Here is a 26,369-nt window from a genome sequence, read left to right as displayed (position 1 = left end):
TAATCCACAGCTATCTTTTCAATCAAACGATGGTCTTTAAAATCGTTGAAACTGTTTGATCATGTATTCAGTACATCGCTGAATGACACCATCTGCATTTTTACTCCAGACCATCACAACATCAGACCATGCATTTTCTGCATCCAAAGCAATCAGTCTTACCTGTTTAGGCAGAATATGTCTAAATTCTTCAGGAACAATACAAATTCCAATTTCAGCAGCCACCAATTGCAATTGTGAAACTTTACGGGACTGAACCGCCGCTTTCTTTGGAGAAAAACCAGCACTTAGGCAAAGGTTTGCAACCAAGTAACTTAATCCGCCCCGTTCCGCATGTGGTGTAGAAACAAAATTTTCATGCTTTAACTGTTGGATTTTAATACTGCGTTCTGAAACTAAAATATGATTTTGATGAAGTGCAACGTATAAGGGCTCAGGGTAGAGCGTGGTTGCATATAACTCATCTAAGCGATTTAAGACAGGTGGGCGAATAAAACCAACATCAATATTTCCTTTCATCAGTGCAAGAATTTGGTCTTCAGATGACAAGGTGTTGATCTCGAAATTAACATTGAGATACTTTGAGGTTTGATCAAATACTTTAACTTTTTCTAAGCTCATGGTAATAGTGCTTGAGTGTGCAATTTTGATGAGCCGATTTTGTCCATCTGCAATATCTTTAGCATTTTCAATAATATGATCTAAGTTAAGCAAATTATTTTTAATTTGAGCATAAAAGAACTGTCCGGCTTGGGTGAGTTTTATTTTTTTATCACTGCGGTCAAAAATTTCAAATCCTACTTCGTCCTCCAAAAGCTTAATCTGGCGACTTAAAGCAGATTGGGCAATAAACAACTTTTCAGAAGCCGCAATAAAACCACCTTCTTCCACAATTCTAATCAAATAATTAAATTGTTTGAATGTCGCCATATCCATCTCAAAATTAGATCAATTCTGCTTTTTTCTATATTAGATTAGATTGTTTGATTTCACTAGACTTTACTTAAAGCGACTTACATCAGAGAGAAATAGTATGAGGACATCCAAACAATTACTGGTTTTTATTTGTATTATTTGCGCTGTTGTTTTACTCAATCTTTATGATGGTTTTATCGCAAAACAAACAGGCAAAGTGCCCCAACAGCCTGAGTTTATTTATTTACAGGACTGATTGAGCGGAACAGATAAAGTATGTTTTTTACAAACGCGTGCAAGATTTCACTAAAGCATACTTTTTTATATTTGTGACGCATATTGTGGTGCTTTTTTTAAAATCATATTGGTAAGTAATATACTTGCCAGCAAGATCATCACTCACAAAGGCGTCTTTTCGAAAATGAGCACGTATAATACAGCCGTGTAAATCAGGTGCTGCATACACGTTTATACTTTCAACATATTTGCTGTGTTGTTGAATATTGACCTCCCAGCCCAACAGTTGCTTGATCTTTTGAAACTCTTCCTGTTTGCTGATCTGTTGGATATTTTGCAAATTACAGACTTGAATTGCATTTGCTTGAGGTTGAAGGATTGACCAGCCCAGCAAGTTCTGTATATCACGCATTATTGTTTTAGCTTCATCCAATTGGTTGGCCGCCTGAAAATGACGAACCGTTGAATAAAGGTAATATGCAATCCCGCCAATCAGTAGGATCGCCAATAGGGTTATTTTAAGATCGAGGATAGGTCGATTAAAAAGCCTCTTCATTCTCTAAGCTGTCCATGTTTATGGTCTGAATGCTATAGAGCATTTCAAGCGACTTTTCAGCATAGTTAACAACCAAACTTATTTAAACAACGCCAATATTTATCTTTAAATAGGCTGACATCGATTTCAAAATTGTTCTGATATTTTTCAACCACCTGATCTATAACTTTGGCGGGTTTTCTAAACTCTTTACAAGCAAAATACATAGTTCTTAAGTTATTACCCGTTTCGCGTCCAATATTTAAATACCCTTCAAAATCTTTTAGCTCATTTAATAATTCTTCTTCAATCGTGTTAAGCAACTCATAATCTGTAGCAGATGGCATACCACTGGAGTTCTGACCAGCATAAGGTATTTCAACCAGCATCATCCAAGGGTGAGAAGCCTTTTGATCCCATGTTAAAAGGGTACTATTTAAGATCGCCACCAAAGGCAAACTTTCATTGGTCTCCCCCTCCAAACTGATATATTCATCTTCATCAGTACTTGAACGAGTTATTTTGTCTAAGCGAGAAATTTCACCGTTCTTTAAAATTAAAATATTCTTTAAACGATCGATAGGCATTAATTCTTTTTCAGCATCTTGTCTGAATTGCAGCGAAACTTGATCTAGTTTTGTAATCGAATCATATTCGCCCAAATAATTATCCAAAAAGATATAAACTGCTTGTAAGAATTCAGCTTTTTGAGCTTCATTATATTGATCATGCACAACCACGAGATCAATTTCATCTGGATATTCTTCATGGTCTTTTAAATAAAACGATAGCGTTTTTTGACTAAACTCATGACCATGCATACCAATACTGGTTTGCTGAATATCACTTGCGGGTTTAAGTGCGGTAAATTTCCAGCCGGGAATTTCAGGGGCTGCTGCCACCAATTCCTCTACAAATACAATGTTTGCCACAACACCATCTGGCGTTAAAATTAATTCAGCTGTTTGTGAATCAAGCATCCCGGTAAGGAAAAAAATTCCACCATGAACTTTGGCCAATTCAGGCGATAATTTATCAAAGAAATCCGCCTGAATCGTATCTTGATTTAACTCATCCACAATACGGTGAAAATCCTCTTGATGCTGTTCAAACCATTGCCAAAATTCAGCATAGCGGTTTCGATTGATTTGTATTTGTTGTTGTTTCTTTCCAAATAACTTTTTGAAAAAACTCATTTTGATTGTTCTCTGTTATTGCGTTTATTTCAGATTAATTTAACTGAATTTTTATGATTTTTAAATGAACCTAAACTTTTACTTAAAAATACTAAGCACTTAATTTGATCCGATCTAACTTTTTCAACACTTCTGCAACGGCGACCATCGCAAAACTAGAAGTCACCACTACAGCCGAGCCATATCCACCACAACGCAAGCCTGCACTTGCACACACATCAGCACTAGAAAAAGGATTATCAATTGAATACACACAAGTAATGCCAAATTTTTCTTTTGGTTTCTTACAAATGCCTTTGGCGCGCAACTGACTCCGCAATTTAGCAAGCATCGGATCTTGTTCTGTTTTAGATAAATCAGCAACACGAATTTTTAGAGGATCAAGCTTACCACCTGCCCCACCCGAAACAATCAAAGGAATTTTATTAAAACGACAATGTAGCATGAGTGCAAATTTTGCTTTAACGTCATCGATGCAATCTAAAATAATATCGGGAATATTTTCTAAAATTTCTTTCACATTTTCAGGGCTGAGATAATCATCAATCAAATTGATCTTGATCCGAGGATTAATTGAACGGCAACGTTCAGCCATCACTTGAATTTTCTCATGACCTAATGTAGAAGTCATTGCAGGCAGCTGTCGGTTGATATTTGAAGCAGCCACTGAATCCATATCGACCAGTGTTAACTCGCCAACCCCTGTACGTGCTAAGGCTTCGACCGCCCATGAGCCGACCCCACCAATACCGATCACCATGACATGACTTTTTTCATAGTGATTGAATGTCTCTTCTCCATAAATTTTGGCTACACCTGCAAAACGGCGCTCATATTCATCATTTTGGAAAAGTTCAGTCATGGTTCAAATCTAGGCTCAAAAAATCAAGCTCATTTTATCAAAAATAAGCAGTGAAAATGAAAAATTAAATTTGCAATGCTAAGATCAAACTTTACAAATATAAAAGTTCGAACAATGCAAAATTCACAACAGATTATTTTATGCATTCCTGGGGTATGGAAAAATCATCAGGAATTAGTTCATGCCATGCTTGAATGCGACACTGGGTATATTTATGCGGGGATGATCATGACATCACAGTATTCTGATCATTTTGTTGAAGTTGAAGAACATAATCATGATCCTGAAGTAAGTCGTATATTCAGATTATTCAGTATGCAACGCTTTTCAGACCATGAGCTCGATCAAATCGATCAGCACAATATGGTGCTCTACCTCATATGCAAAGGTGGTCATTTTCAAAGTGTACAAGATGCCTTTAAGCTTGGACAAGCGTTATTAAAGGCAGGTGGATTAGGTATAAAAATAGAAACAGCAGGGCTTACACATAGCAAAAAACAATGGCTCGAATTTTCTGCAACGAATTTATTGGATATTTTTAAGGCATTTATACCAGTTGTTTCTGATCAAGAATATCTTTATTCGTGCGGCATGCATCAGTTTGGAAAACTAGATGGCTGTATTTCGTCTAGTGTCAATGAAGCCAGTTTCACCTTAAATCAATTTCTACTTTATATTTTAGCCGAAGATCCTGATTTTAAAAAAGGTGATACATTCAGGGCTGAAGAGGATATGGAAAAATTCAAACTCTCTAAACGCTCCTCATCTGAGTTTTTTGAAGCAGATTCACTTTATTTTAACTCCTTCGGTATATGGCAATTAAATTCACTACTTCCTTAAAAATCAACATCAAGTTCTCTTTTAAACAAATAAAAAAAGCCCTGCATTCTATACAGGGCTTGGAGAACTGAAATAAATCGTGATTTATTGATTAGGCTATGAAGCGATTAAATTACGCAGCACATAATGCAAGATACCACCTGCTTTAAAATATTCCACTTCATTCAAAGTATCAATACGGCATAACACTTTGAAACGATCTATTGAACCATCAACACGTTTAACCTCCACATCTAAACTTTCATGTGGTTGTATGTCATCAGAAAGTCCATAAATCGACAGTTGCTCACGCCCAGTTAAGTTGAGTGATTGACGAGTTTGACCATCCACAAATTGCAACGGTAAAACCCCCATACCAACAAGATTTGAACGATGGATTCGTTCAAAACTTTCAGTAATTACCGCTTTTACTCCTAAAAGATTGGTGCCTTTCGCCGCCCAGTCACGTGATGAGCCTGTACCATATTCCTTACCTGCAATGATGACCAACGGCGTACCATCTTGCTGATACTTCATCGCAGCATCGTAAATGGCTAACTTCTCATCTGTCGGGATATAGAGGGTATTGCCGCCCTCTTCACCATTGAGCATTTCATTCTTGATACGAATGTTGGCAAAGGTTCCTCGCATCATCACTTCATGATTGCCACGACGAGATCCATAAGAGTTAAAGTCCTTTTGATCGACACCCTGCGCTTCTAGATAACGACCTGCTGGACTGTCTTTCTTGATATTCCCCGCAGGAGAAATATGATCTGTTGTGACTGAGTCGCCAAGAACGGCCAAGATATTTGCATTGAGAATATTTTTAATTGGTTTCGCGGGTTGATCAATGCCTTCAAAGAATGGAGGATGACGAATATACGTTGAGTTTTCATCCCATTCATAGGTTTCAGAGTCAGGGATTTGAATTGCTTGCCATTTTTCATCACCATCAAAAACTGCCGCATATTCTTTATGGAACATCGCTGTATTGACTTTTTGCAGCACCTCATCAATCTCGATTTGACTCGGCCAAATATCTTTTAAATATACTGGTTGTCCTTGCTGATCATGCCCCAATGCTGTGCTGGTAATGTCACTACGAATGGTGCCCAATAAGCCAAATGCAACCACTAAAGGCGGTGATGCTAGCCAATTGGTTTTTACCAAAGGATGTACCCGCCCTTCAAAGTTTCGGTTGCCTGAAAGTACCGATGCAACATTCAGGTCGTGGCACTGAATAGCATCTTCAATCGGTTGGGGTAATGGCCCTGAATTACCAATACATGTGGTACAACCATAACCAACCAGGTTATAGCCCAACTGGTCTAAATAAGACATCAAACCTGCCGCTTCTAAATAATCGGTTACGACTTTAGAGCCTGGTGCTAGAGAGCTTTTCACCCATGGCTTACGTTGAATGCCTTTTTCGATGGCTTTTTTTGCCAACAAACCCGCAGCCAACATCACACTTGGATTAGAAGTATTGGTACATGAGGTAATCGCAGAAATCACCACATCCCCATCCGTCAATGGGTAGCGTTTACCGTCAATCACACAATGTGGTTCTTCATTTTGTAATGCAGATTGTTTTGAATCAATGGCGTTACCGGCCCCACCCTCATTGGCTAAACGTTCTTTTTCCTCACCTTTAGCTGGCTTAAGATCCAGCGCCATTAAGTCACTAAAAGTTTGTGGGATATCAGGCAATGCCACTCGATCTTGCGGACGTTTCGGGCCAGCAACACTTGCTACAACGGTTCCCATATCCAATGCAAGCACATCGGTAAATACAGGTTCATCCCCAGTATGACGCCATAAGCCTTGTTCTTTACAATAAGCCTCAACCAATGCAATACGATCTTCTTTACGACCCGTTAAACGCATATACCCTAGAGTGATTTCATCAATCGGAAAAAAGCCACATGTTGCACCATATTCGGGCGCCATATTGGCAATGGTTGCACGGTCTGCAAGCGGTAGAAATGCGAGCCCATCACCATAAAATTCAACAAATTTACCCACCACGCCTTTTTTACGTAGCATCTGAGTAATAGTTAAAACTAAATCCGTTGCGGTAATTCCTTCACGCAATTTTCCTGTCAATTTAAAACCAATCACTTCAGGAATCAGCATTGAAATCGGCTGTCCAAGCATGGCCGCTTCGGCTTCAATCCCCCCCACGCCCCAACCCAATACACCTAAGCCATTAATCATCGTGGTGTGTGAATCTGTACCAACTAAGGTATCGGGAAATGCAAATACCTCACCCTCACTTTCACCCAGCCACACTGCTTGAGCTAGGTATTCTAAATTGACTTGGTGACAAATCCCTGTTCCAGGTGGTACCACACTAAAATTATTAAATGAAGACTGCCCCCAACGGAGGAATTGATAACGTTCTCCATTGCGTTGCATCTCAATTTCAACATTTTCTTCGAACGCATGATCTGTCCCAAAATGATCCACCATCACAGAGTGATCAATGACCAAATCTACTGGAGATAAAGGATTAATTAAATTGGGATCTTTATTGGCTTTTTGTACAGCTGCACGCATCGCAGCCAAATCTACAACAGCAGGTACACCAGTAAAATCTTGCATCAATACTCGTGCAGGGCGATACTGGATTTCTTGATCTGAAGTTTTATTGTTCTGCCAATCGACAATCGCTTGAATATCGCTTTGCCTCACTGTTACATCATCTTCAAATCTGAGTAAGTTTTCCAGCAGTACTTTGAGTGATTTAGGCAATTTTGAAATATCACCTAAACTCGCTTGAACCTGATTTAAACTAAAAATTTTATAATTTGTATTCCCTACAGTTAAGTTTTGCAAAGAATTTAAACTATTGATATGACCATATTTTGCCATTGGTTAAACCTCCAGCTTGGCGTTGACTTTCTTATTGGCTACTTGGAGTACTTCTTTAAATCTAAGACAAATAATTATTTTAGGTGTTGTTGATTGGTTATTTTTATTCAAATTTACATCGGTAAATGTAAGCATTCATGTGAGTTTTTCCACAATACACCTGCAAGTGTTGTTCGTTCAATTGCCAAGCTTTCAGCTAAACCCGTCAAGACAAAAGGCAAATTCACCGGCGTATTACGGGTATGCTGCTGGTCAGATGTCTGGCAACACAACGGTGTCATATCTGGACAATCGGTTTCTAGTACTAAATGTTCCGCACCAACCGCTTGTACAACTGTATGCAGTTTTTTCGCATTTGGATTGGTAATTTGCCCTGTGATACCGAGTTTAAAGCCTAATTTAATAAAGGCTTTCGCCTCTTCTACCCCCCCACTAAAAGCATGTGCAATACCACCATGTTTAAACTGGTGCTGTTTCAACATTGCAAGAACTTCAGCATGTGACTTACGAATATGTAGAAGAATTGGCTTATCGTATTGCTGGGCGAGTTCAATTTGGGCTGAAAAAAAATCTTGTTGTTTTTGAAAAATTTCAGCTTGTTTATGCTGTTTAAGAAACGTGTCCAAGCCTATTTCACCAACCGCAATACAAGCTTCAGTTTTCAGTATATTTTCCAAAGCATTTAAATGCTCTAGGCGGTGTTGTTCGATATAAAAGGGATGCAACCCCGGTGCAAGATGGCTTCGGGGTGCATTATTTAACTGATTTAAAAATTGTTGAGTGTCAATCAAATCTTGAAAGCGTTCATATAAAAACCCAATCAAAATCAAATGTTCTACACCTACCTTTTTTGCTTGATAGGCCAATTGTTCTCGATCCAGATCAAAATCAGGAACATCAAAATGTGTATGTGTATCAAACAAAGGCCAAGGCATTAGGATTTCGCTTTCCCACTTGCAACAGGTGCAGAACTGCTTGGCTGATCAACTTGCATCTCCGCTGGGAAATATTGACTTTTCAACACGCCTTTTAACTGATCGTAAGGAATCATCAAACGCGGTAAGCCAACAACATAAGGCCCGATATCATATTCACCATATTGTAAAATCAGACCTTGTTTACCCAAATAGAAATTGTCTGATAATGTAAACTTCCACGCCTGTTCATATTCATTGACGCTTTCAGCAAGTTTTGAATCGATAACCCAAGTTTTAAATGCATCATGTGCCAATTTTTCAAATTTAGCTTTTTGATTGGCTTCAATGATTTGATCCAAGCCAACTTGTTTTTTACTCACCAAATCAAAGTTAAAATAGGTTTGCGCAGATGCCCCATGTGCGCCGCCTAAATAACTACTGGTATTTAATACCACCGTCGCTAAAGGTTTATCTGAGTTTAAAATTTTAGGACTTAAACTAATCGTGATCTGGCCACTTGCCCCTAATGTTTTAAGCTCTTTATCCATCTCAAGGAATGAATTTGCATAAGGTTGTACACGCTCTTGCAATTGCTGAACAGGGGTTTTATTGACTTGCACTTCACTTGCTGAAGCTTGTGAAGCCGTTTGTTGCTGATCTGCGTCTTTTTTCGCTTTACTCAATTGCGCGATATCCAGCATTTTATCCAGATTATCTAAAATCGCTTGATCAATCGTTTCATCAACAAAAGCCTGATTACTTTTTAGTCTTTCTATAGAAAACTCAGGGCATGTATTGCCATTACACTCAGGTAATGTCAATTTTACTTTTTCTGTATCGCCCTGTAATAACATTGAAGTATCAGGCACTTGAGATGCAGCACTTTGATCAACTTTTGGCTCTGCTTTTTTCGAGTCAGATTTTTGACATGCAGTTAACCCTAAAGTGATCACCAGAATTGAAAGCGCTAAAGTACTTTTTTGATTTAACATTTCACAAACCTATCCAATGAATCAAGCCAAGATTTTTTAATCTCTATATTCATTAGCCTATTCTTCTCTATACAAATCCTCAATCAAAATTTGTATGAAAATTGAAGCGTTATGCAATAAGTGGCTCAAGTTTATTGATCGCTGAGTCAATTCAACAAGGACCAACTAATCTTAACCGCTCTGCTTTAAAATCCCGCTAAAATTGGCAGAATGATCAAGATACACCTTAGAACATATGTTGATACACTTCAGGCTTAAGTATTTTTTGCGTCTGTTCTTTGCTCAAATAAATATCCAGCTGGGTACCATCTTCGACAATTTCATTGGCGCGATAATGCAATCCAACACCTTCACCATCAAAGAACCAATCGGCTTGTCCCCAATATAACTTTTTAGGCGCATTCTTTTTCACATCGCTATTTTGCTTTTCCAACCATTCTGCATATTTTTCTTGGACCCAAGTATTCAGTTGGTTCTGATGTTTGGCATCAATCACATCTAAAATACTTAAGCTTTTCTTCAATTTCCGGTCAGCAACAAAAAAGTATTGTCGTTCTTTGATACTGACATCTGCTTGTAAACTATTGACTGAAACTTGCAACAAAACATACTGATTACGTTGTGAAGCCATACGCGTTTGCATATGCAGTTCAAACGCTTTATTTTTCGGGAATTCTTCTTGCCAAGTATCTGATTTTTTGACAAAAGCATTAATGGCCTGTTGTAAGGTCATGTTCTGTTTTAAATCAATCTGTGCCTGAATCACGTTGGACTGACTATTTGCAATCCACTGATTTAACCAATTGTCTTGAGTCTTAATGGTTTGAATATCGATTTCAATGCAATTATTTTTTTCACAAAACGGTAAGGCATAATCAGCTTTGGTTTCTTGAATATTTAAATAAGGTAAGACTTCAGCGGCTTCTTGTTTCGGTTGGAATACAGAACCATCTTTGTCCTGATCTTTTTTAGAATCACATGCAACCAAAACCATTGTACTTAAGCAAAGCACTGAAATTATTTTTTTTGAAAATTGCACTGCATAAATCCCTTTGGACAAAAAGCATTGTATTTTGATACAAAAACAGCTTCACAAGGAAGCTGTTTTTACATTTTGCAATAAGTTAGCTGAACTTAATGCTCACGTGTAGAACGGAATTGAATATCTGGATAACGCTCTTGCATTAATTGTAGATTTACTCGGCTTGGTGCGAGATAAGTTAAATGCCCACCACCATCGACAGAAAGTTGGTCATGTGCCTTTTTCTTAAATTCATTAAATTTCTTTTCATCATCACAAGAAACCCAACGCACTGTGTTGATGTTCACTGGCTCATAAATACAATCTACTTTGTATTCTTCTTTCAAACGGTATGCCACTACATCAAACTGAAGTACACCTACAGCCCCAACAATCAAGTCATTGTTGATTTGCGGCATAAACACCTGCGTTGCACCTTCTTCTGAAAGCTCTTTTAAACCCTTTTGCAATTGTTTAGATTTCAATGGATCTTTTAAGCGTACACGGCGGAACATTTCAGGTGCAAAGTGTGGAATCCCCGTAAAATGAAGTTTTTCACCAGAAGTGAATGTATCACCAATCTGAATCGTACCGTGGTTATGTAAACCAATGATATCACCAGGCCAAGCTTCTTCAAGTTGCTCACGTTCACCCGCAAGGAATGTCAATGCATCACTGATACGTACATCTTTACCAAGGCGTACATGATTCATCTTTAAACCTTTCTCATACTTACCTGAACAGATACGCATGAAGGCAATACGGTCACGGTGTTTTGGGTCCATATTGGCTTGGATTTTAAATACAAATCCACTGAAGCCTTCTTCCGTTGCTTCAACAGTACGTTCATGTGTTGGATGCGCTTTCGGTTGTGGTGCCCACTGAATAAATGCATTTAATACATGGTCAACCGCAAAGTTACCCAAAGCGGTACCGAACAGTACTGGGGTTTGACGCCCTGCTAAAAACTCCGCTGGATCAAGTGGATCATTCGCCATTTGCACCAGTTCTAAAGACTCTTCAAATGAAGCAAAGGCCAGATCACCGACTTTTTCACGAATGTCTGGATAGTCATATCCATCACGGATTTCAATATCTGTAATAGTCGAACCAAAACCTGCTTTATATACATAAAGCTTATTTTCAATGATGTTATATACACCAGCGAAGTCACGCCCCATACCCAATGGCCAAGTAATCGGCACACAACGGATTTTAAGCACGCTTTCAATTTCATCAAGCAATTCTAATGGCTCACGGATTTCACGGTCCATTTTGTTGACGAAAGAAATGATCGGGGTATCGCGCATACGACACACTTCCATCAATTTGATGGTCCTTTCCTCGACCCCTTTTGCACCATCAATCACCATCAACGCTGAGTCAACGGCAGTTAAAGTACGATAGGTATCTTCAGAGAAATCTTCATGCCCTGGAGTATCAAGTAAATTGATGACATGATTTTTATAAGGGAACTGCATGACTGAGGTGGTAATCGAAATACCACGCTCTTTTTCCATTTCCATCCAGTCAGATGTCGCAGAACGGTCAGACTTTCGACTTTTAACCATACCTGCAACTTGGATTGCTTTACCCCACAACAACAGTTTTTCTGTCATTGTGGTTTTACCAGCATCGGGGTGGGAAATAATAGCGAAGGTACGTCGCTGAGCGACTTGCGCTGCTAATTCATCTTTAAACATAAAAAATCTACAATATGTACACAGTTATGTACACATTTATAAATATGTACTTGAACTGGAAAATGGGAATTCAAAAATTGGCGATATTGTATCAGATTTAGCGTCGTTTTTAACGGTTGTTGCTATATCATTAAGCACTTTGATGGAGCATATTTCTGAAAAAAATTCTGAAATGGAATTAGACATACAGACCTAAAAGCAATACAGCACGTCATTTATACTAACTATTTCGTGATTAGTCTGAAGATAAAACAAAGTACCCTTATAAATCAATTAAGACTATATTCTTTAGCAAAAATCTCAGATGGGAATTGATTTAAATCAGTTAGCATCTTACTTTTCGGATTAGCCCTTTAAGCGATCTAACTAAGTAACATGTAACAGCGCAAAGTCAATGACATAAGCCCAACCTATAGGCAAGCAGACAAAAATCTGCGACTCGTTTTCACTCTCTTGAATTTATCCAATAAGATCTGCAGAAAAATATTATTTTCCAATATTGCGACCAAAATAATTGGCCACAATACTTTTTTACAATCGTTTATATCCAGAATTTTAAAGTTTTCCTCATAGGAATAGATACCAAAATCAAAGTGATTCTTAACGCTATTATTATCATTTGCATAAGCTAACCCACTACAAAATAGTAGAGCAATAATTTATAGCTACTTTTTAGTTACATGTCACATCATCTCATTCCTAATAAGTAAAGCGCCAATAGTGAATCAAAAATTTGAATTTTTCCCAAAAAAAATCTTTGTTCACTGAATCCATTTTAGTTTGTATCATTATAAGTTCCTCTCCATCACTCTGCTTTTTTGTAAATCATATTATTTTACTGAAAATACTTTTTAAATTAAGTTTATAAATTATAGAATAACGAGCTTAAATTTTTAAATAACATAAATTTAATTAGCCCGTTATTTTTAAACCGGGTATAATTAAGGCTATATTTTTAATAAATTTATTTTTTTGCTGCTTTATCTAAAATCCTTTGTATAACTGTGCGAGTCACTGTAAACCGTTTAGCAAGGGAATAAACGCTCTCACCTCTTTTAAATAGCTCAAGCACTTGTTTTTTTTGATCATTTGTCAAAATTTCTGGTCTTCCAACTTTTTTAACGATTTTATTTTGTTTTTCAGTATTAAAATTAAATAATTTTTCGAATTCAAAACATAACCTTAAGAAATGAAGAAAAAAAATTTTCATGTCTCCATTGATCTCACTTTTTGAGTAGTCTAAACAAATTAATCTTATTTTTTTTTGATGAATTTTATCTGTTATAGATAAGATTTCTTCAAAGCTGCTACCTAAACAATCAATACTTTTTATTACCAACAAATCATCATCCTCTAAGGAATAATCAATCAAATTTAATAATTTATCTCTAAAAATTATTGACTTATTAACTGAAACTTCCTCAAAAACCAATCGATTTTTTTGGATTTTATAACCATATTCGTTAAAAAATGAAAGAAATTTACCTGATTCAAACTCTGCATTGGGTTCAATTCTAACATAGGCATACGTACGCATATTAATACACCAAAAAGTAACAAAAATAAACGCAATAAAACTAGCATATAAGTTTTTTAAAAAACATGATACAAATCACACTATTCTTTTAAACAATGTATAAAACTGACGAAATTATTTTCAAAAGCAATCAAAAAAAAACCAAAAAAAACCAAAAAAACCCTTAAGAAAAAAACAAAAACAACATATAAGTCAATAATATTATTAGCTTATTTTTAACCATGATGAATAATTAAAATTTACGAGGCGTAAGAAAGGACATTCTAAAGTTCTCTAAAGATGCAATATATTAAATATATGAATTAAATCTAATGTTTTTTAAAACATATAAATAAAACAAAAGAAATGTCTTTACCTTTACCCAAAAATACGCTCAGATACTGTAAAACTTAAAAAATATAATATCAGAGCAATATAAAAAAACTGCAAAGATAAAAATAAATCACATTAAAAATAAATAATTTAAATAAAAAAACACTTTAACACTGACTAAAAATCAACGCCAAAATTAAAAAAATCTTTAAATACACAATGTTTAATTAGATTTATTTAAACACTCGAACAAAAATACTCGATTATTTAAAATATAATTTTAAAATACTTTAATAAAGTATACTAAAAACAACATTAAAAATTACTTAACAGAAAATTAAAACAGTTTAAAGTAACTTAAAACTTTGCAAAATATAGAAAAAGAAGTAAACACCACTAATTATCACCCTATTATTAAAAAATTAAAAGTTAAAGTTGCCCTGAGACATAAATTGAAAATTTGGTATGAGATTCTTAATTCAGAAGATTTATTCAGTATGGTTATAGGAGCATGTACTTCGTTGACCTAACTTTAAAAATGCTTTGCTGACAATTTATCGCTGAAATAATTTAATACATTGCATCTTGGTTTCGACCAATTTAAATAATAGTACCCAACAATATTCCATATTATTCGATTCAAGTATTTGACTGTTTTGAGTAGATCATTGCACTTAATGTAAGTCTTCCTAAGGCTTGGCATTTTTTTGGGTGAAATTACAGCAGAAGCATGCCATCTAAAATTGCTTGTCTACAGTGTTATGTATCATGAACTCCATCTATATAGTCTGAATCAATTCGATCATCTCATGGAATTGGATCAAGTTGATTACCGAGCGCCTGTTAATCACTAAGATTATTTGTCCAAAGCTAAGCAATAAGTATTTGCAGGTTTTCAGCATCAATACCCATATGGATTTTATGCCATTACCGATGATATTCTGGTTATTATTTCTTAGTCTTCTTTCGCCATCACCTATGAGTTTTAATGAAGTCAATCAATGCTTTTGGGGTGACCAATATCAATATTACTTTATCATTTTCATGATGATAAAATAATTTCTGACTAACCAATTTAATCCACAAAAAATGAATGATACTTTTATCTAATCCCGTGGTCATTTCTCAAGATAACTTGAATAATAATTTAATCATTAAGACAGCACAGAGTAGCAATATTTGAGTAGATTTAATTTGTTCTTGCTGCCTTTTGGTTGCGCACACCACTAATTTTGCGAACAAATCAGATCGAGAAATTTCATCTCTTTAGCAAAGTTTAGCTATAAGAAAGAAAATTGATCATTCGATAGATTTAGGTATAGGCTTATCCATCTGAATAATTATATTAATGAATATGCTTTGAAGATCAGTTTTTGTAACAAAGCCTCTTTAAAATAATCCAATATAAGTGTAGAGAAATAAGCTTAATTAAGAGAACCTTAATACCAACTTAAAAACCATATTTAATTAAGAATATAAAAACTATGCTTTTAATCATATATAGGTTAAAAACATACCATAAAAAATTTAATAACAATCATCAGCAACATACAACTTTAAAACTAAAACATTGATTTAAATAAATTTTAAAACCAATATGAAATATAAAAAATTTATAATTTACAACATATTGAAAAAAAAAATAAAGCATACAATAATTATTTGTATTTCACAAAGTCATCAAATTAGAAAACAATTTATATAGGATTAAAATGAGCACACATCTAGATAACCTAAACCAAATTAGTGCTAAAATTTCTTATTTTTTAAAAAAAACAATTAATAACAATGATACAATCTTAACGGAAGAAGAGAGGGATAATAAAATTATTGTTTTTATTTCTTATGGATCAAATGATATCAGAGCTAAGGTATGGAATACTGCACCATTAAATGCAGATATTGCAATTAAGAAAACTCTAAATTATATAAAAAATATCTATGAAAAAAATAACAAAATATCCAATTACTTAAAAATTGATATTGTTCACGACTTAAAAAAAATAAAATTCAAAGATCTTTTACAAATCATCAGTGAAGAAAAATTAAATAATTACTTTAGAAAAGGCATTGCATTTGATGAAAATTTCAGTATTGCTTTATTAGAACAAGAAATTTATGGAAATGCAATTATTCAAGGGAAAACTTGGGATAAAGCAAGTTCATTTAATGAGATTAATTTAAATAAATATTTAAAGCACAAATATAATATAAGTTCTAGAAGAAAAATCAAAGACCAAGATTTAATTTATACATTTAGAAGTAAAGGTATTTTTTTTAAAAATTTAGATTTTTATGAATTAAACTATGACTATATAAATAATGGTATTAGAACTATTGATGATAGTGAAAAAAGACAAAGTATATTGGAGATAATTAAAGATAATTGTATATATTTAAATTCGCAAATTGATCAAGAAACAGGAAAATTTATTTATGGATATATCCCTGCTAATAATGAAAGATTAACCAGTTATAATAGTATTCGACATTGTACTTCCTTATACTCTTTACTAGAAGCATTTGAAGTTTCAGAAAAATTTATAAATTATGATAAAATCAAAAAAGGAATTAACTATACTATTAAAAATCTTATTAAATACCCCACGGACCAATCTTCAGCATTTATTATCGAGCAAAATAAATCTAACATTGAAATTAAATTAGGTGCAAATGCAGCTGCAATTTTAATGTTCACTAAATACCAGGAAGTTACAGGAAGTACTGAATTTTTATTACTTACCGAAAAGCTAGCCAATGGCATAAAAAAAATGATAAAGCCAAATGGTAAGACCATACATATTTTAGATTATCCTTCATTAGAAGTAAAAGAAGAATATAGAGTAATTTACTATGATGGTGAAGCTGCTTTAGCCCTTTTGAGACTATATCAATTAAATAATGATCAAGAATTACTAAAAACAGTTAAAATTATGTATGAGCATTTTATTGATAATGATTATTGGAAATATAATGACCATTGGCTTAGCTATTGTACAAATGAGCTTAGTCTATTATGTCCTGAAAAAAAATATTTTGAATTTGGAATTCAAAACTATTTACCATATTTAAAAAGATATAAAAATCGAAGAACGGCTAGAGGAACTTTTCTCGAAATGCTTATGGCCTCTTACAAAATGGTTTCTCGACTCCCTCATCAGGAAGGTAATGAGCTATTCGAGAAATCAAAATTCTCTGAATTATGTGATGTTATAAATACGAGATTAGAATATCAACGGGTAATTGGTTATTTCTATCCAGAAATTGCGATGTATTTCAAAAAGCCAAATATTATTTTAAATAGTTTTTTTGTTAGACAAGAAAATTTTCGCACAAGGATTGATGACAACGAACATAACTTGTCTGGTTATATTGCTTATTACTTACACTTTAAGGATTAACTATGAAAAATTATAAAGATGCTTTATCAAATGAAACCACTCAAATTGAATTTTTTAAAGTAGAAAAATTACTTCAGACATTAAATATTAATATGCTCTTCTTAAAAAGAAATCCAAATAGGCTTATTAACTTAAACAATGATTTAAGAATTGAAGGGCATAATAATTTTTACAGCAATATCTTAAATTTATGTACTATTGGTGCATTTTCTTATTCTTCTTCAAATTTAGGTTATGGTGTTTCTATTGGACGTTACTCAAGTCTAGCTACCAATATTAAAATTATGGGAGCACACCATTTCCCCGAATGGATATCTACTTCACCTCACTTTTATGCTGAAGATTATCATAGTACTGATCCTCTAAAGGTAACCCATCTTCAACGAACCAAACGAAATGTTACTATTGGAAATGATGTATGGATAGGTGCTGATGTCGTTTTGAAGAGCAATATTAGCATCGGTGATGGTGCTATTATTGCATCTAACAGTGTAGTAACTAAGGATGTTGCACCTTATATGATAGTCGGTGGAAATCCAGCAAGAATAATTAGACCCAGATTTAGTGATGATATTGTTGAAAAATTAAAAACTTTAAAATGGTGGAGATTCCATAAAAAGGATTTAAAAGAATTAATGTTTGACCATCCTTACTTTTTTATAGATTCTCTTAGAGAAAAAATCGAATTAGTAGGGCTAAAGGAATACACTCCTCCAATTTTCACAAAAAATGATTTATTAAAATCGACCCACATTGAAAACATATGATATTAATCAAAAAATTACAGAATATTCTATTATGAAAAATCATTATTTCTTTTTATTTCCTAAAATTGATGAAAAAAAAAATGGATTGGTTTTTGCCCTATTAAAACGTGCAAAAATACTTCATGAAAAACTTGGTATTGATCCAATCATTATTACAACTGATTATGATCGTTCTTTGGCACAAAACTATTGGAACTTAGTTTCCAGCAACCTTGCCCCATCCTCTATTGGTTACCTTAATTTATATGGAGATTTACAAGGAACCCCCTTACGACTAGCTGAAAAAAAATATCATAAAAATGATAAAAAAATGTTCAATGAAAATATATCAAACACACAGATTTTTGATACTTTTAATCAAAGACTTCATGACAAAAATAATAAAAATTATCTTTATGAAATAAGACAAAAGGACTCACCTACTTTACGTTATGTAAATACATTTCAACAAGGTATAAAAAATGGTCGGCTCATTTATGATAGCTATGGCCATCTTAGTTGTATTCAAACTATAAGTTTAGAAACTCAAACAGTTATAACCGAAACATATTTTCATATTAAAGGCTATCCAGTAATTATTAAGAATTACCAATTAAATGAGAAAAAGAAGAATATCCTTTTAAACATTTTTTTATTAGATGAAAATGGTGTTATCACTGAGGTATTTGATCTAGAGTCCCAACTCATTCAATACTGGTTTTCAAAAATATCGAAAAACTATATAAATGATCTCATGTATATTCTAATTGATCGTGCCATTCATTTTTATGAACCCCTGAGGCACATCAAGCAAAAAAATATGCGTTTTATTGGCACAATCCATGCGACTCATTTAAATGGGGCAGATATTTATCGAGCCAGTATTAATCGTCATTACCGTAGCTATTTTGAACATAGCGATGAACTGGATGCATTGGTTATTTTAACTGAACGGCAAAAAGAACATATTCAACAACGATTTGAGATACATGAAAAATTATTCGTTATTCCACATATTTATGAGAAGTCTATCAAGCACGTAAAATTTACTGATCGCAATCCCCTATCCTGTTTAACCATAGCACGTTATGACAAAGCAAAAAACTTGGATAGCCTTATTCGAGTATTTAAAGAGGTTATAAAGGAAATACCGAATGCGTATTTAAATATTTATGGTTTTGGTGGCGAACAGACCTTTCTGCAAAATGAAATAGATAGTTATCAGTTAAATAATCATGTTAAATTAATGGGCTATAACGAAAATACAGATAGTTTATACGATCAAGCAAGTTTATTTCTTTTTTCAAGCCGGTCAGAAGGTTTTGGCATGGCAGTTTTAGAAGCTTTATGTCATGGCTGCCCAGTTGTTAGTTACAATATTGATTATGGCCCATCAGATATGATTAATGATGGTATCAATGGTTTCTTAATTCCATTTGAAAATGAAACATTATTTGCTCAAAAAATTATTTCTTTACTTAAAGATGAACAAATGAGACAAAACTTTAGTGAAGCTGCATATGCATGTACTCAGCTAACAGACCAAGAACAATTTGCTCAAAAATGGCAAGCTCTTTTTGAAGCAATTCGATGATAAAGCAACTTTCATCAAATAAAGGTCTGATTTTATTATTCTCTATGCTTCATTTAGGCTTTTGCATCAGTGCAAAAGCCGATTGCGGCGCTAGTCGTCCTTCTGCAGTAAGTCAACTTGACAATGTCTATTATGGCAATAAAAATCTCCGCATTTTTTATACAATATCTGGAGAAAACGCCCTTGAATTTCCTGAAGATCAAAACAAAAATAATGTACCCGATTATATTGAAAATATTGCGATTCAAGCAAATTCAATACGTAATGCTTGGACGTTGCTAGGTTATCAAGATCCGTTAAAAAGCCCGCGTTATAAAGAAAGAGTCCGATATATTGATATACAAATACAAAAATTAAATGGTCTCGGTCTAGCTTATGACGAGCCACATCAACATATCAATAATCCATTAAAGCAGAATGCATGTGCATTAGTTATATTAATTAGCAATAATATTCCGAATCTAACTACAAACTCTTCTACAGTTGCCCATGAACTATTTCATCTTTACAGCTATGGATATACAATGTTTAAGCAGCCTTGGCTTACAGAAAGCCTAGCGGCATGGTCAGAAGGATTGATTAGAAAAGGAAAAGTTGGCGCTTATGGAGAGAGAAGTTTACCTAAAAATCCAGAAAACTTTGACAAATTTATATTGAATCGTACCTATAAAACTTCTCAATTATGGAGCCGACTCACTACACTTATTGATATATCTAATGGGCAACTTGATCTACCACCTATGCTGCTACAAACAAAGTATACTGACGGTCAATTTGTTTTTCATGATCAATTTCTAAAAGGTACACTTTTTATGCGTACTTTTCTTGAGAACCTTGGCAATAGTGATCGACGAATTTCTAATCTAAATAATTGGAAACTGTACCGCTGGAAGGAAAGTCAGCAAAGATCTTCTCATTTTGACCCACAGGTATTAGAAACTTTGTTAGAAACGCTAGAAAAATCAAATAAAAGTAATGCAGAAAAAAAAGAATTTCAGATCTTGTTAAGAAAAGTAATTAAAGATAAGAACCTTAATTAAAAGACTTATTTTCATTGTGATAATTATTTAAATCAATGCCGCACAGAATTAAGTTGACACCTTCTAAATTAAACTTGGATAGTATGCCTAGTTATAATAATCCACTGAGATAACTGATTAGTTTTTCGTATTATTTTTTTCGATTAAGTCAAATCCAACCTATAAAATAATGGATTTTCATATAATAATTTAGACATGCTTTAGTCCAACAGGTAAATAGCATACTAAAAGTAAAAATTTACTTTATAAAGCCAAATATCTTAAAGCTATTAGACCAATAGTTGCAGAATCTATAGAACTTTATGATATTCGTAAATCGAGTACTTCTATAGAATACAATATTAAAAGACAGATAAAACTTATTGGCTTTTGTGTGAAATAACGATTAATCCATTTCAAAACAAGACAACCATTTTTAGAAAACAAAAAAGAGAAGGCACTTATGCCTTCTCTCCAATTTGTATACTTATATCAATAACAATCAATTAGAACAGAAGCTGATTATTATTTAATAACTCATCCAGTGTTGTATCTGTATTTTTCAATACAATAAGGTCAGTTGAGTTATAGTTATTTCCAGTGCCATCACGATCAATACTAATCAAAGTATTACCCTCGCCATCAGAAGTAACAGACACATAATTAGCGATATTGTCTGCATTAGCGCCATCTAATAGTGCACTAACATCCACTTTATCTCCTTGTGCCAGATTGAAGTCAGTCCACTCATCCTTACCATTACCACCCGTTGCATCTGCAACGTTCAGTAAGTTATAGATAACGGTATCTGCTCCAGCTCCAGTCGTAATAACATCATGGCTAGCAGTACTCGTAATGTTTTCATCACCAATACTCGCTGTAGAGATATCATCACCGGCACTTGTCTCATAATATTCATCAGCATTAATAGCTAATTTTGAGATAGCTTCATCATTACTATTTGTACCAATTTGAATAGTTAAATTAGCATTATCAGATTTACCCGTTACTGGATCTATCACAGTATATTCAAACATTTCTGTCTTACCAATTACTGTAACATCACTGTTTGGTGTATACGTGTAACTACCATCTGGTTTAATCACTAGTGTGCCATAATTACCAACAATGGTTGTTTCACCTGTTATAGCTTGACCAGCTACTTCAGATATAATTGCACCAGCAGGCACATTATCCTGACCATGAATACCATCAGTATCAGTAATCACATTACCACCAACTGAAGTTACATTGGTTATGATAGGATCCTGAGCAGTGTCATAAGACTTGATAATAATATCAGTCTCAATAAAACCAGGTAGAGTGATAGCATTAAAGCTACTCATATCTATTTTATATTGTCCACTTGCTAATCCAGGTAATTCAAGTTTAGCGACTTGACCAAAAACTCCAATAAAGTCAAAGATTCCGCCTGATGAACTGTTACCAATTTCAACCCATGAACCATTCTCAAATTTAGACACTTTAACTGCAACACTATCGAAGAATGATGCCCATGATCCTGACTTGATTTCTAATGTAACATCAGCTATCTGATTTTCTTGAACACTAAATTGGGTTGAACCACTCGTTGTACCAATGACTATTCCAAGGAAACCAATGAGCCAATTATAAGAGATTGCGTTGTCTAAGGTCGTTTCTGTAACAGGATACTCAAAATCAACCCCTGCTTCTACGAGATTGTCTACTGCATCAACTGGAATATTTGGTGCTGTAACTTCTGTTGGAGTAGATTCATTGCCAGCAACATCTTTTGCAGTCACATCTACAACTTCTCCATCATTTAACGAATCCGTAAACACGACAGTATAATTACCATTTTCATCGGTAACCGCTGTACCCAATACGTTGCCGCCTTGGTCTTTAACCGTCACTGTTGAACCTGGTTCTGCCGTTCCACTTAAATCCGAGCCATCATGATTAAATTCAGCAGTTGGTGCATCTGGTGCCGTTGTATCATCAGCTGTTGCTTGAGTAGGTTCAGATTCATTGCCAGCAACATCTTTTGCAGTCACATCGACCACTTCACCATTGGTTAATGGCGTGGTTAGATCCACTGTGTAGTTGCCATTTTCATCAGTAACCGCTGTACCTAATACGTTACCGCCTTGGTCTTTAACCGTCACTGTTGAACCTGGTTCTGCTGTACCCGTAACTTGCGTTCCATCATTAACAACATCTGCTGTCGGAGCAGTTGGCGCAGTCGTATCATCAGCTGTTGCTTGAGTAGGTTCAGATTCATTGCCAGCAACATCTTTTGCAGTCACATCGACCACTTCACCATTGGTTAATGGTGTGGTTAGATCTACTGTATAGTTGCCATTTTCATCGGTAACCGCTGTACCCAATACGTTACCGCCTTGGCCTTTAACTGTCACTGTTGAACCTGGTTCTGCTGTACCTGTTACTTGCGTTCCATTATTAACAACATCTGCTGTCGGAGCAGTTGGCGCAGTCGTGTCATCAGCTGTTGCTTGTGTTGGATCTGATTCATTTCCAGCAACATCTGTTGCAGTCACATCTACTACTTCACCATTGGTTAATGGCGTAGTTAAATCCACTGTGTAGTTGCCATTTTCATCGGTAACCGCTGTACCCAATACGTTGCCGCCTTGGTCTTTAACTGTCACTGTTGAACCTGGTTCTGCTGTACCTGTTACTTGCGTTCCATCATTAACAACATCAACTGTTGGAGCAGTTGGCGCAGTCGTATCATCAGCTGTTGCTTGAGTATGTTCAGATTCATTGCCAGCAACATCTGTTGCAGTCACATCGACCACTTCACCATTGGTTAATGGCGTGGTTAGATCCACTGTGTAGTTGCCATTTTCATCAGTAACGGCTGTACCCAATACGTTACCGCCTTGGTCTTTAACTGTCACTGTTGAACTTGGTTCTGCTGTACCTGTTACTTGCGTTCCATTATTAACAACATCTGCAGTTGGCGCATCAGGTGCAGTCGTGTCATCAGAATCGCTGTCAGAGTCAGAATCACTGTCAGAGTCCGAGTCACTGTCAGAATCCGAGTCACTGTCAGAATCCGAGTCGCTGTCAGAGTCGCTGTCAGAATCCGAGTCGCTGTCAGAATCCGAGTCGCTGTCAGAGTCCGAGTCGCTGTCAGAGTCCGAGTCGCTGTCAGAATCCGAGTCGCTGTCAGAATCCGAGTCGCTGTCAGAATCCGAGTCACTGTCAGAGTCAGAATCACTGTCAGAGTCAGAGTCGCTGTCAGAGTCCGAGTCGCTGTCAGAGTCAGAATCACTGTCAGAGTCGCTGTCAGAATCACTGTCAGAGTCGCTGTCTGAGTCAGAATCGCTGTCAGAGTCAGAGTCACTGTCAGAATCCGAGTCACTGTCAGAGTCCGAGTCGCTGTCAGAGTCCGAGTCGCTGTCAGAGTCAGAATCGCTGTCAGAATCCGAGTCGCTGTCAGAATCCGAGTCGCTGTCTGAGTCCGAGTCGCTGTCAGAATCAGAATCACTGTCAGAGTCCGAGTCACTGTCAGAGTCCGAGTCGCTGTCAGAGTCCGAGTCGCTGTCAGAATCCGAGTCGCTGTCAGAGTCCGAGTCGCTGTCTGAGTCCGAATCGCTGTCAGAATCCGAGTCGCTGTCTGAGTCGCTGTCAGAGTCCGAGTCGCTGTCAGAATCCGAGTCGCTGTCAGAGTCAGAATCGCTGTCAGAATCCGAGTCGCTGTCAGAGTCAGAATCGCTATCAGAATCCGAGTCGCTGTCAGAGTCCGAATCGCTGTCAGAGTCCGAGTCGCTGTCAGAGTCCGAGTCGCTGTCAGAGTCAGAATCACTGTCAGAGTCCGAGTCGCTGTCAGAGTCCGAGTCGCTATCAGAGTCAGAATCGCTGTCAGAGTCAGAGTCGCTGTCAGAATCCGAGTCGCTGTCAGAGTCAGAATCGCTGTCAGAGTCAGAATCGCTGTCAGAGTCGCTGTCAGAGTCAGAATCACTGTCAGAATCCGAGTCGCTGTCAGAGTCAGAATCGCTATCAGAATCCGAGTCACTGTCAGAGTCCGAATCGCTGTCAGAATCCGAGTCGCTGTCAGAGTCCGAGTCGCTGTCAGAGTCAGAATCACTGTCAGAGTCCGAGTCGCTGTCAGAGTCAGAGTCGCTGTCAGAATCCGAGTCGCTGTCAGAGTCAGAATCGCTGTCAGAATCCGAGTCGCTGTCAGAGTCAGAATCGCTGTCAGAATCCGAATCGCTGTCAGAGTCCGAGTCGCTGTCAGAATCCGAGTCCGAGTCGCTGTCAGAGTCAGAATCACTGTCAGAGTCCGAGTCGCTGTCAGAATCCGAATCGCTGTCAGAGTCCGAGTCGCTGTCAGAATCCGAGTCCGAGTCGCTGTCAGAGTCAGAATCGCTGTCAGAGTCCGAGTCGCTGTCAGAGTCCGAATCGCTGTCAGAATCCGAGTCGCTGTCAGAGTCCGAGTCGCTGTCAGAATCAGAATCGCTGTCAGAGTCCGAGTCGCTGTCAGAATCCGAGTCGCTGTCAGAATCCGAGTCGCTGTCAGAATCCGAGTCGCTGTCAGAGTCCGAGTCGCTGTCTGAGTCAGAATCGCTATCAGAATCCGAGTCGCTGTCAGAGTCAGAATCGCTGTCAGAGTCCGAATCGCTGTCAGAATCAGAATCGCTGTCAGAGTCCGAGTCGCTGTCAGAGTCAGAATCGCTGTCAGAATCCGAATCGCTGTCAGAGTCCGAGTCGCTGTCAGAGTCAGAATCGCTGTCAGAGTCCGAGTCGCTGTCAGAATCCGAGTCGCTGTCAGAATCCGAGTCGCTGTCAGAGTCAGAATCGCTGTCAGAGTCCGAGTCGCTGTCTGAGTCAGAATCGCTGTCAGAATCCGAGTCGCTGTCAGAGTCCGAGTCGCTGTCAGAATCCGAGTCGCTGTCAGAGTCCGAGTCGCTGTCAGAGTCCGAGTCGCTGTCAGAATCCGAGTCGCTGTCAGAGTCAGAATCGCTGTCAGAGTCAGAATCGCTGTCAGAGTCAGAATCGCTGTCAGAGTCAGAATCGCTGTCAGAGTCAGAATCGCTGTCAGAGTCCGAGTCGCTGTCAGAATCCGAGTCGCTGTCAGAGTCCGAGTCGCTGTCAGAATCCGAGTCACTGTCAGAGTCAGAATCGCTGTCAGAATCAGAATCGCTGTCAGAGTCCGAGTCGCTGTCAGAGTCCGAATCGCTGTCAGAGTCAGATCCAATATCTACAATGACTACTGTTGGTAATGAATTATTCCCTGCTGGGTCTGTCGCGATTGCCTTAACTTCATCACCATCATCTAAACCAGGATTTGGCACTGTCCAAGTTCCATCTGGACCAGCAACAACTGTGGTTTTGCTGCCATCTGGGTAAGTAACTGTGACTGTTGAACCTGGCTCAGCTGTACCTGTAATAGGATCTGTTCCATCAATTGGATCTATTACAGGAGCTGTTGGTGGAATAGCATCTACAACGACGACCGTTGGTAATGAATTATTTCCTGCTGGGTCTGTCGCGATTGCCTTAACTTCGTCGCCATCTTTTAAACCAGGATTTGGCACTGTCCAAGTTCCATCTGGACTCGTAACAACTGTGGTTTTGCTGCCATCTGGGTAAGTGACTGTGACTGTTGAGCCTGGCTCAGCTGTACCTGTAATAGGATCTTTTCCATTAATTGGATCTACTACAGGAGCTGTTGGTG

Annotated in this window: 16 protein-coding genes and 2 pseudogenes; 6 read left to right on the top strand and 12 right to left on the bottom strand. The window is 36.6% G+C overall.

Features of this window, described 5'->3' with window-relative positions:
* Window positions 1–36 precede the first annotated feature (36 nt).
* Entirely contained in the window at window positions 37–930 is an 894-nt protein-coding gene (locus tag ACG9ZL_RS18470) for a LysR family transcriptional regulator (protein ID WP_419361093.1), read from the bottom strand.
* Window positions 931–1,033: 103 nt separating this feature from the next.
* On the opposite strand from ACG9ZL_RS18470, the gene ACG9ZL_RS18465 reads away from it, so the two are divergent.
* A complete protein-coding gene (locus ACG9ZL_RS18465) occupies window positions 1,034–1,171 on the top strand; it encodes a hypothetical protein (protein WP_419361090.1) in 138 nt (45 codons plus the stop codon).
* 27 nt (window positions 1,172–1,198) lie between these two features.
* Here ACG9ZL_RS18465 and ACG9ZL_RS18460 read toward each other — a convergent pair whose 3' ends face one another.
* The 3 genes from ACG9ZL_RS18460 to ACG9ZL_RS18450 form a co-directional block, all read right to left on the bottom strand.
* Window positions 1,199–1,708, bottom strand: a complete 510-nt coding sequence (locus tag ACG9ZL_RS18460; RefSeq protein WP_419361087.1) for a hypothetical protein — start codon at window positions 1,706–1,708, stop codon at window positions 1,199–1,201.
* A 65-nt stretch (window positions 1,709–1,773) separates the two neighbouring features.
* Complete coding sequence (locus ACG9ZL_RS18455) at window positions 1,774–2,883, bottom strand: DUF695 domain-containing protein (protein ID WP_336953438.1); 1,110 nt, start codon at window positions 2,881–2,883, stop codon at window positions 1,774–1,776.
* Between the two features lie 91 nt (window positions 2,884–2,974).
* A complete protein-coding gene (locus ACG9ZL_RS18450; protein WP_336953439.1) occupies window positions 2,975–3,745 on the bottom strand; it encodes a tRNA threonylcarbamoyladenosine dehydratase in 771 nt (256 codons plus the stop codon).
* Window positions 3,746–3,859: 114 nt separating this feature from the next.
* Here ACG9ZL_RS18450 and ACG9ZL_RS18445 point away from each other — a divergent pair, with 114 nt between their 5' ends.
* The gene (locus ACG9ZL_RS18445; protein ID WP_336953440.1) at window positions 3,860–4,585 is read left to right on the top strand and encodes a DUF4261 domain-containing protein; all 726 of its coding nucleotides are present in this window, start codon (window positions 3,860–3,862) and stop codon (window positions 4,583–4,585) included.
* Between the two features lie 96 nt (window positions 4,586–4,681).
* On the opposite strand, the gene acnA is transcribed toward ACG9ZL_RS18445, so the two are convergent.
* The 6 genes from acnA to ACG9ZL_RS18415 form a co-directional block, all read right to left on the bottom strand.
* Window positions 4,682–7,441 (bottom strand): aconitate hydratase AcnA, encoded by a 2,760-nt coding sequence (gene acnA, locus ACG9ZL_RS18440; protein WP_336953441.1) that lies wholly within the window; start codon window positions 7,439–7,441, stop codon window positions 4,682–4,684.
* Window positions 7,442–7,554: 113 nt separating this feature from the next.
* Window positions 7,555–8,376, bottom strand: coding sequence for a TatD family hydrolase (locus tag ACG9ZL_RS18435; protein WP_419329067.1), 822 nt, complete (start codon window positions 8,374–8,376; stop codon window positions 7,555–7,557).
* Window positions 8,376–9,350: an RsiV family protein gene (locus ACG9ZL_RS18430; protein ID WP_336953443.1), complete on the bottom strand. Its 975-nt coding sequence runs from the start codon at window positions 9,348–9,350 to the stop codon at window positions 8,376–8,378. The genes ACG9ZL_RS18435 and ACG9ZL_RS18430 overlap by 1 nt, the downstream gene beginning before the upstream one ends.
* 226 nt (window positions 9,351–9,576) lie before the next feature.
* Window positions 9,577–10,344 carry a hypothetical protein gene (locus ACG9ZL_RS18425; protein ID WP_336953456.1) on the bottom strand — a complete coding sequence of 256 codons (768 nt, stop codon included), beginning with the start codon at window positions 10,342–10,344 and terminating at the stop codon, window positions 9,577–9,579.
* 140 nt (window positions 10,345–10,484) lie between these two features.
* Complete coding sequence (locus tag ACG9ZL_RS18420; protein WP_336953444.1) at window positions 10,485–12,074, bottom strand: peptide chain release factor 3; 1,590 nt, start codon at window positions 12,072–12,074, stop codon at window positions 10,485–10,487.
* 964 nt (window positions 12,075–13,038) lie between these two features.
* Window positions 13,039–13,611 carry a recombinase family protein gene (locus ACG9ZL_RS18415; RefSeq protein ID WP_336953445.1) on the bottom strand — a complete coding sequence of 191 codons (573 nt, stop codon included), beginning with the start codon at window positions 13,609–13,611 and terminating at the stop codon, window positions 13,039–13,041.
* 2,024 nt (window positions 13,612–15,635) lie between these two features.
* On the opposite strand from ACG9ZL_RS18415, the gene ACG9ZL_RS18410 reads away from it, so the two are divergent.
* The 4 genes from ACG9ZL_RS18410 to ACG9ZL_RS18395 are packed head-to-tail and all read left to right on the top strand — an operon-like array spanning window position 15,636 to window position 20,704.
* Window positions 15,636–17,324, top strand: coding sequence for a hypothetical protein (locus tag ACG9ZL_RS18410; RefSeq protein ID WP_419361083.1), 1,689 nt, complete (start codon window positions 15,636–15,638; stop codon window positions 17,322–17,324).
* A 2-nt stretch (window positions 17,325–17,326) separates the two neighbouring features.
* Window positions 17,327–18,091 (top strand): CatB-related O-acetyltransferase, encoded by a 765-nt coding sequence (locus ACG9ZL_RS18405; RefSeq protein ID WP_336953447.1) that lies wholly within the window; start codon window positions 17,327–17,329, stop codon window positions 18,089–18,091.
* A gap of 31 nt (window positions 18,092–18,122) precedes the next feature.
* Entirely contained in the window at window positions 18,123–19,664 is a 1,542-nt protein-coding gene (locus tag ACG9ZL_RS18400) for a glycosyltransferase (RefSeq protein WP_336953448.1), read from the top strand.
* Entirely contained in the window at window positions 19,661–20,704 is a 1,044-nt protein-coding gene (locus tag ACG9ZL_RS18395) for a gluzincin family metallopeptidase (RefSeq protein WP_419361080.1), read from the top strand. Before ACG9ZL_RS18400 ends, ACG9ZL_RS18395 begins: the two co-directional genes overlap by 4 nt.
* A 485-nt stretch (window positions 20,705–21,189) precedes the next feature.
* On the opposite strand, the pseudogene ACG9ZL_RS18390 reads toward ACG9ZL_RS18395, so the two are convergent.
* Together ACG9ZL_RS18390 and ACG9ZL_RS18385 are read right to left on the bottom strand one after the other, a co-directional pair.
* Window positions 21,190–23,718 (bottom strand): annotated as a pseudogene (locus tag ACG9ZL_RS18390) (Ig-like domain-containing protein); the annotation flags it as partial.
* 2,189 nt (window positions 23,719–25,907) lie between these two features.
* Window positions 25,908–26,369: pseudogene (locus ACG9ZL_RS18385) on the bottom strand (Ig-like domain-containing protein); the annotation flags it as partial.

This window comes from Acinetobacter legionensis (assembly GCF_048551735.1).
In the GTDB taxonomy this organism is placed as follows: domain Bacteria; phylum Pseudomonadota; class Gammaproteobacteria; order Pseudomonadales; family Moraxellaceae; genus Acinetobacter.
The sequence above is the reverse complement of the archived record's forward strand: the minus strand, read 5'-3'. Positions and strand labels throughout refer to the sequence as shown.

Bases quoted from the DNA above. Each gene is read 5' to 3' on its own strand.
- ACG9ZL_RS18470 (WP_419361093.1), bottom strand. From the start codon at position 930: ATGGCGACATTCAAACAATTTAATTATTTGATTAGAATTGTGGAAGAA.
- ACG9ZL_RS18465 (WP_419361090.1), top strand. From the start codon at position 1,034: ATGAGGACATCCAAACAATTACTGGTTTTTATTTGTATTATTTGCGCT.
- ACG9ZL_RS18460 (WP_419361087.1), bottom strand. From the start codon at position 1,708: ATGAAGAGGCTTTTTAATCGACCTATCCTCGATCTTAAAATAACCCTA.
- ACG9ZL_RS18455 (WP_336953438.1), bottom strand. From the start codon at position 2,883: ATGAGTTTTTTCAAAAAGTTATTTGGAAAGAAACAACAACAAATACAA.
- ACG9ZL_RS18450 (WP_336953439.1), bottom strand. From the start codon at position 3,745: ATGACTGAACTTTTCCAAAATGATGAATATGAGCGCCGTTTTGCAGGT.
- ACG9ZL_RS18445 (WP_336953440.1), top strand. From the start codon at position 3,860: ATGCAAAATTCACAACAGATTATTTTATGCATTCCTGGGGTATGGAAA.
- acnA (WP_336953441.1), bottom strand. From the start codon at position 7,441: ATGGCAAAATATGGTCATATCAATAGTTTAAATTCTTTGCAAAACTTA.
- ACG9ZL_RS18435 (WP_419329067.1), bottom strand. From the start codon at position 8,376: ATGCCTTGGCCTTTGTTTGATACACATACACATTTTGATGTTCCTGAT.
- ACG9ZL_RS18430 (WP_336953443.1), bottom strand. From the start codon at position 9,350: ATGTTAAATCAAAAAAGTACTTTAGCGCTTTCAATTCTGGTGATCACT.
- ACG9ZL_RS18425 (WP_336953456.1), bottom strand. From the start codon at position 10,344: ATGGTTTTGGTTGCATGTGATTCTAAAAAAGATCAGGACAAAGATGGT.
- ACG9ZL_RS18420 (WP_336953444.1), bottom strand. From the start codon at position 12,074: ATGTTTAAAGATGAATTAGCAGCGCAAGTCGCTCAGCGACGTACCTTC.
- ACG9ZL_RS18415 (WP_336953445.1), bottom strand. From the start codon at position 13,611: ATGCGTACGTATGCCTATGTTAGAATTGAACCCAATGCAGAGTTTGAA.
- ACG9ZL_RS18410 (WP_419361083.1), top strand. From the start codon at position 15,636: ATGAGCACACATCTAGATAACCTAAACCAAATTAGTGCTAAAATTTCT.
- ACG9ZL_RS18405 (WP_336953447.1), top strand. From the start codon at position 17,327: ATGAAAAATTATAAAGATGCTTTATCAAATGAAACCACTCAAATTGAA.
- ACG9ZL_RS18400 (WP_336953448.1), top strand. From the start codon at position 18,123: ATGAAAAATCATTATTTCTTTTTATTTCCTAAAATTGATGAAAAAAAA.
- ACG9ZL_RS18395 (WP_419361080.1), top strand. From the start codon at position 19,661: ATGATAAAGCAACTTTCATCAAATAAAGGTCTGATTTTATTATTCTCT.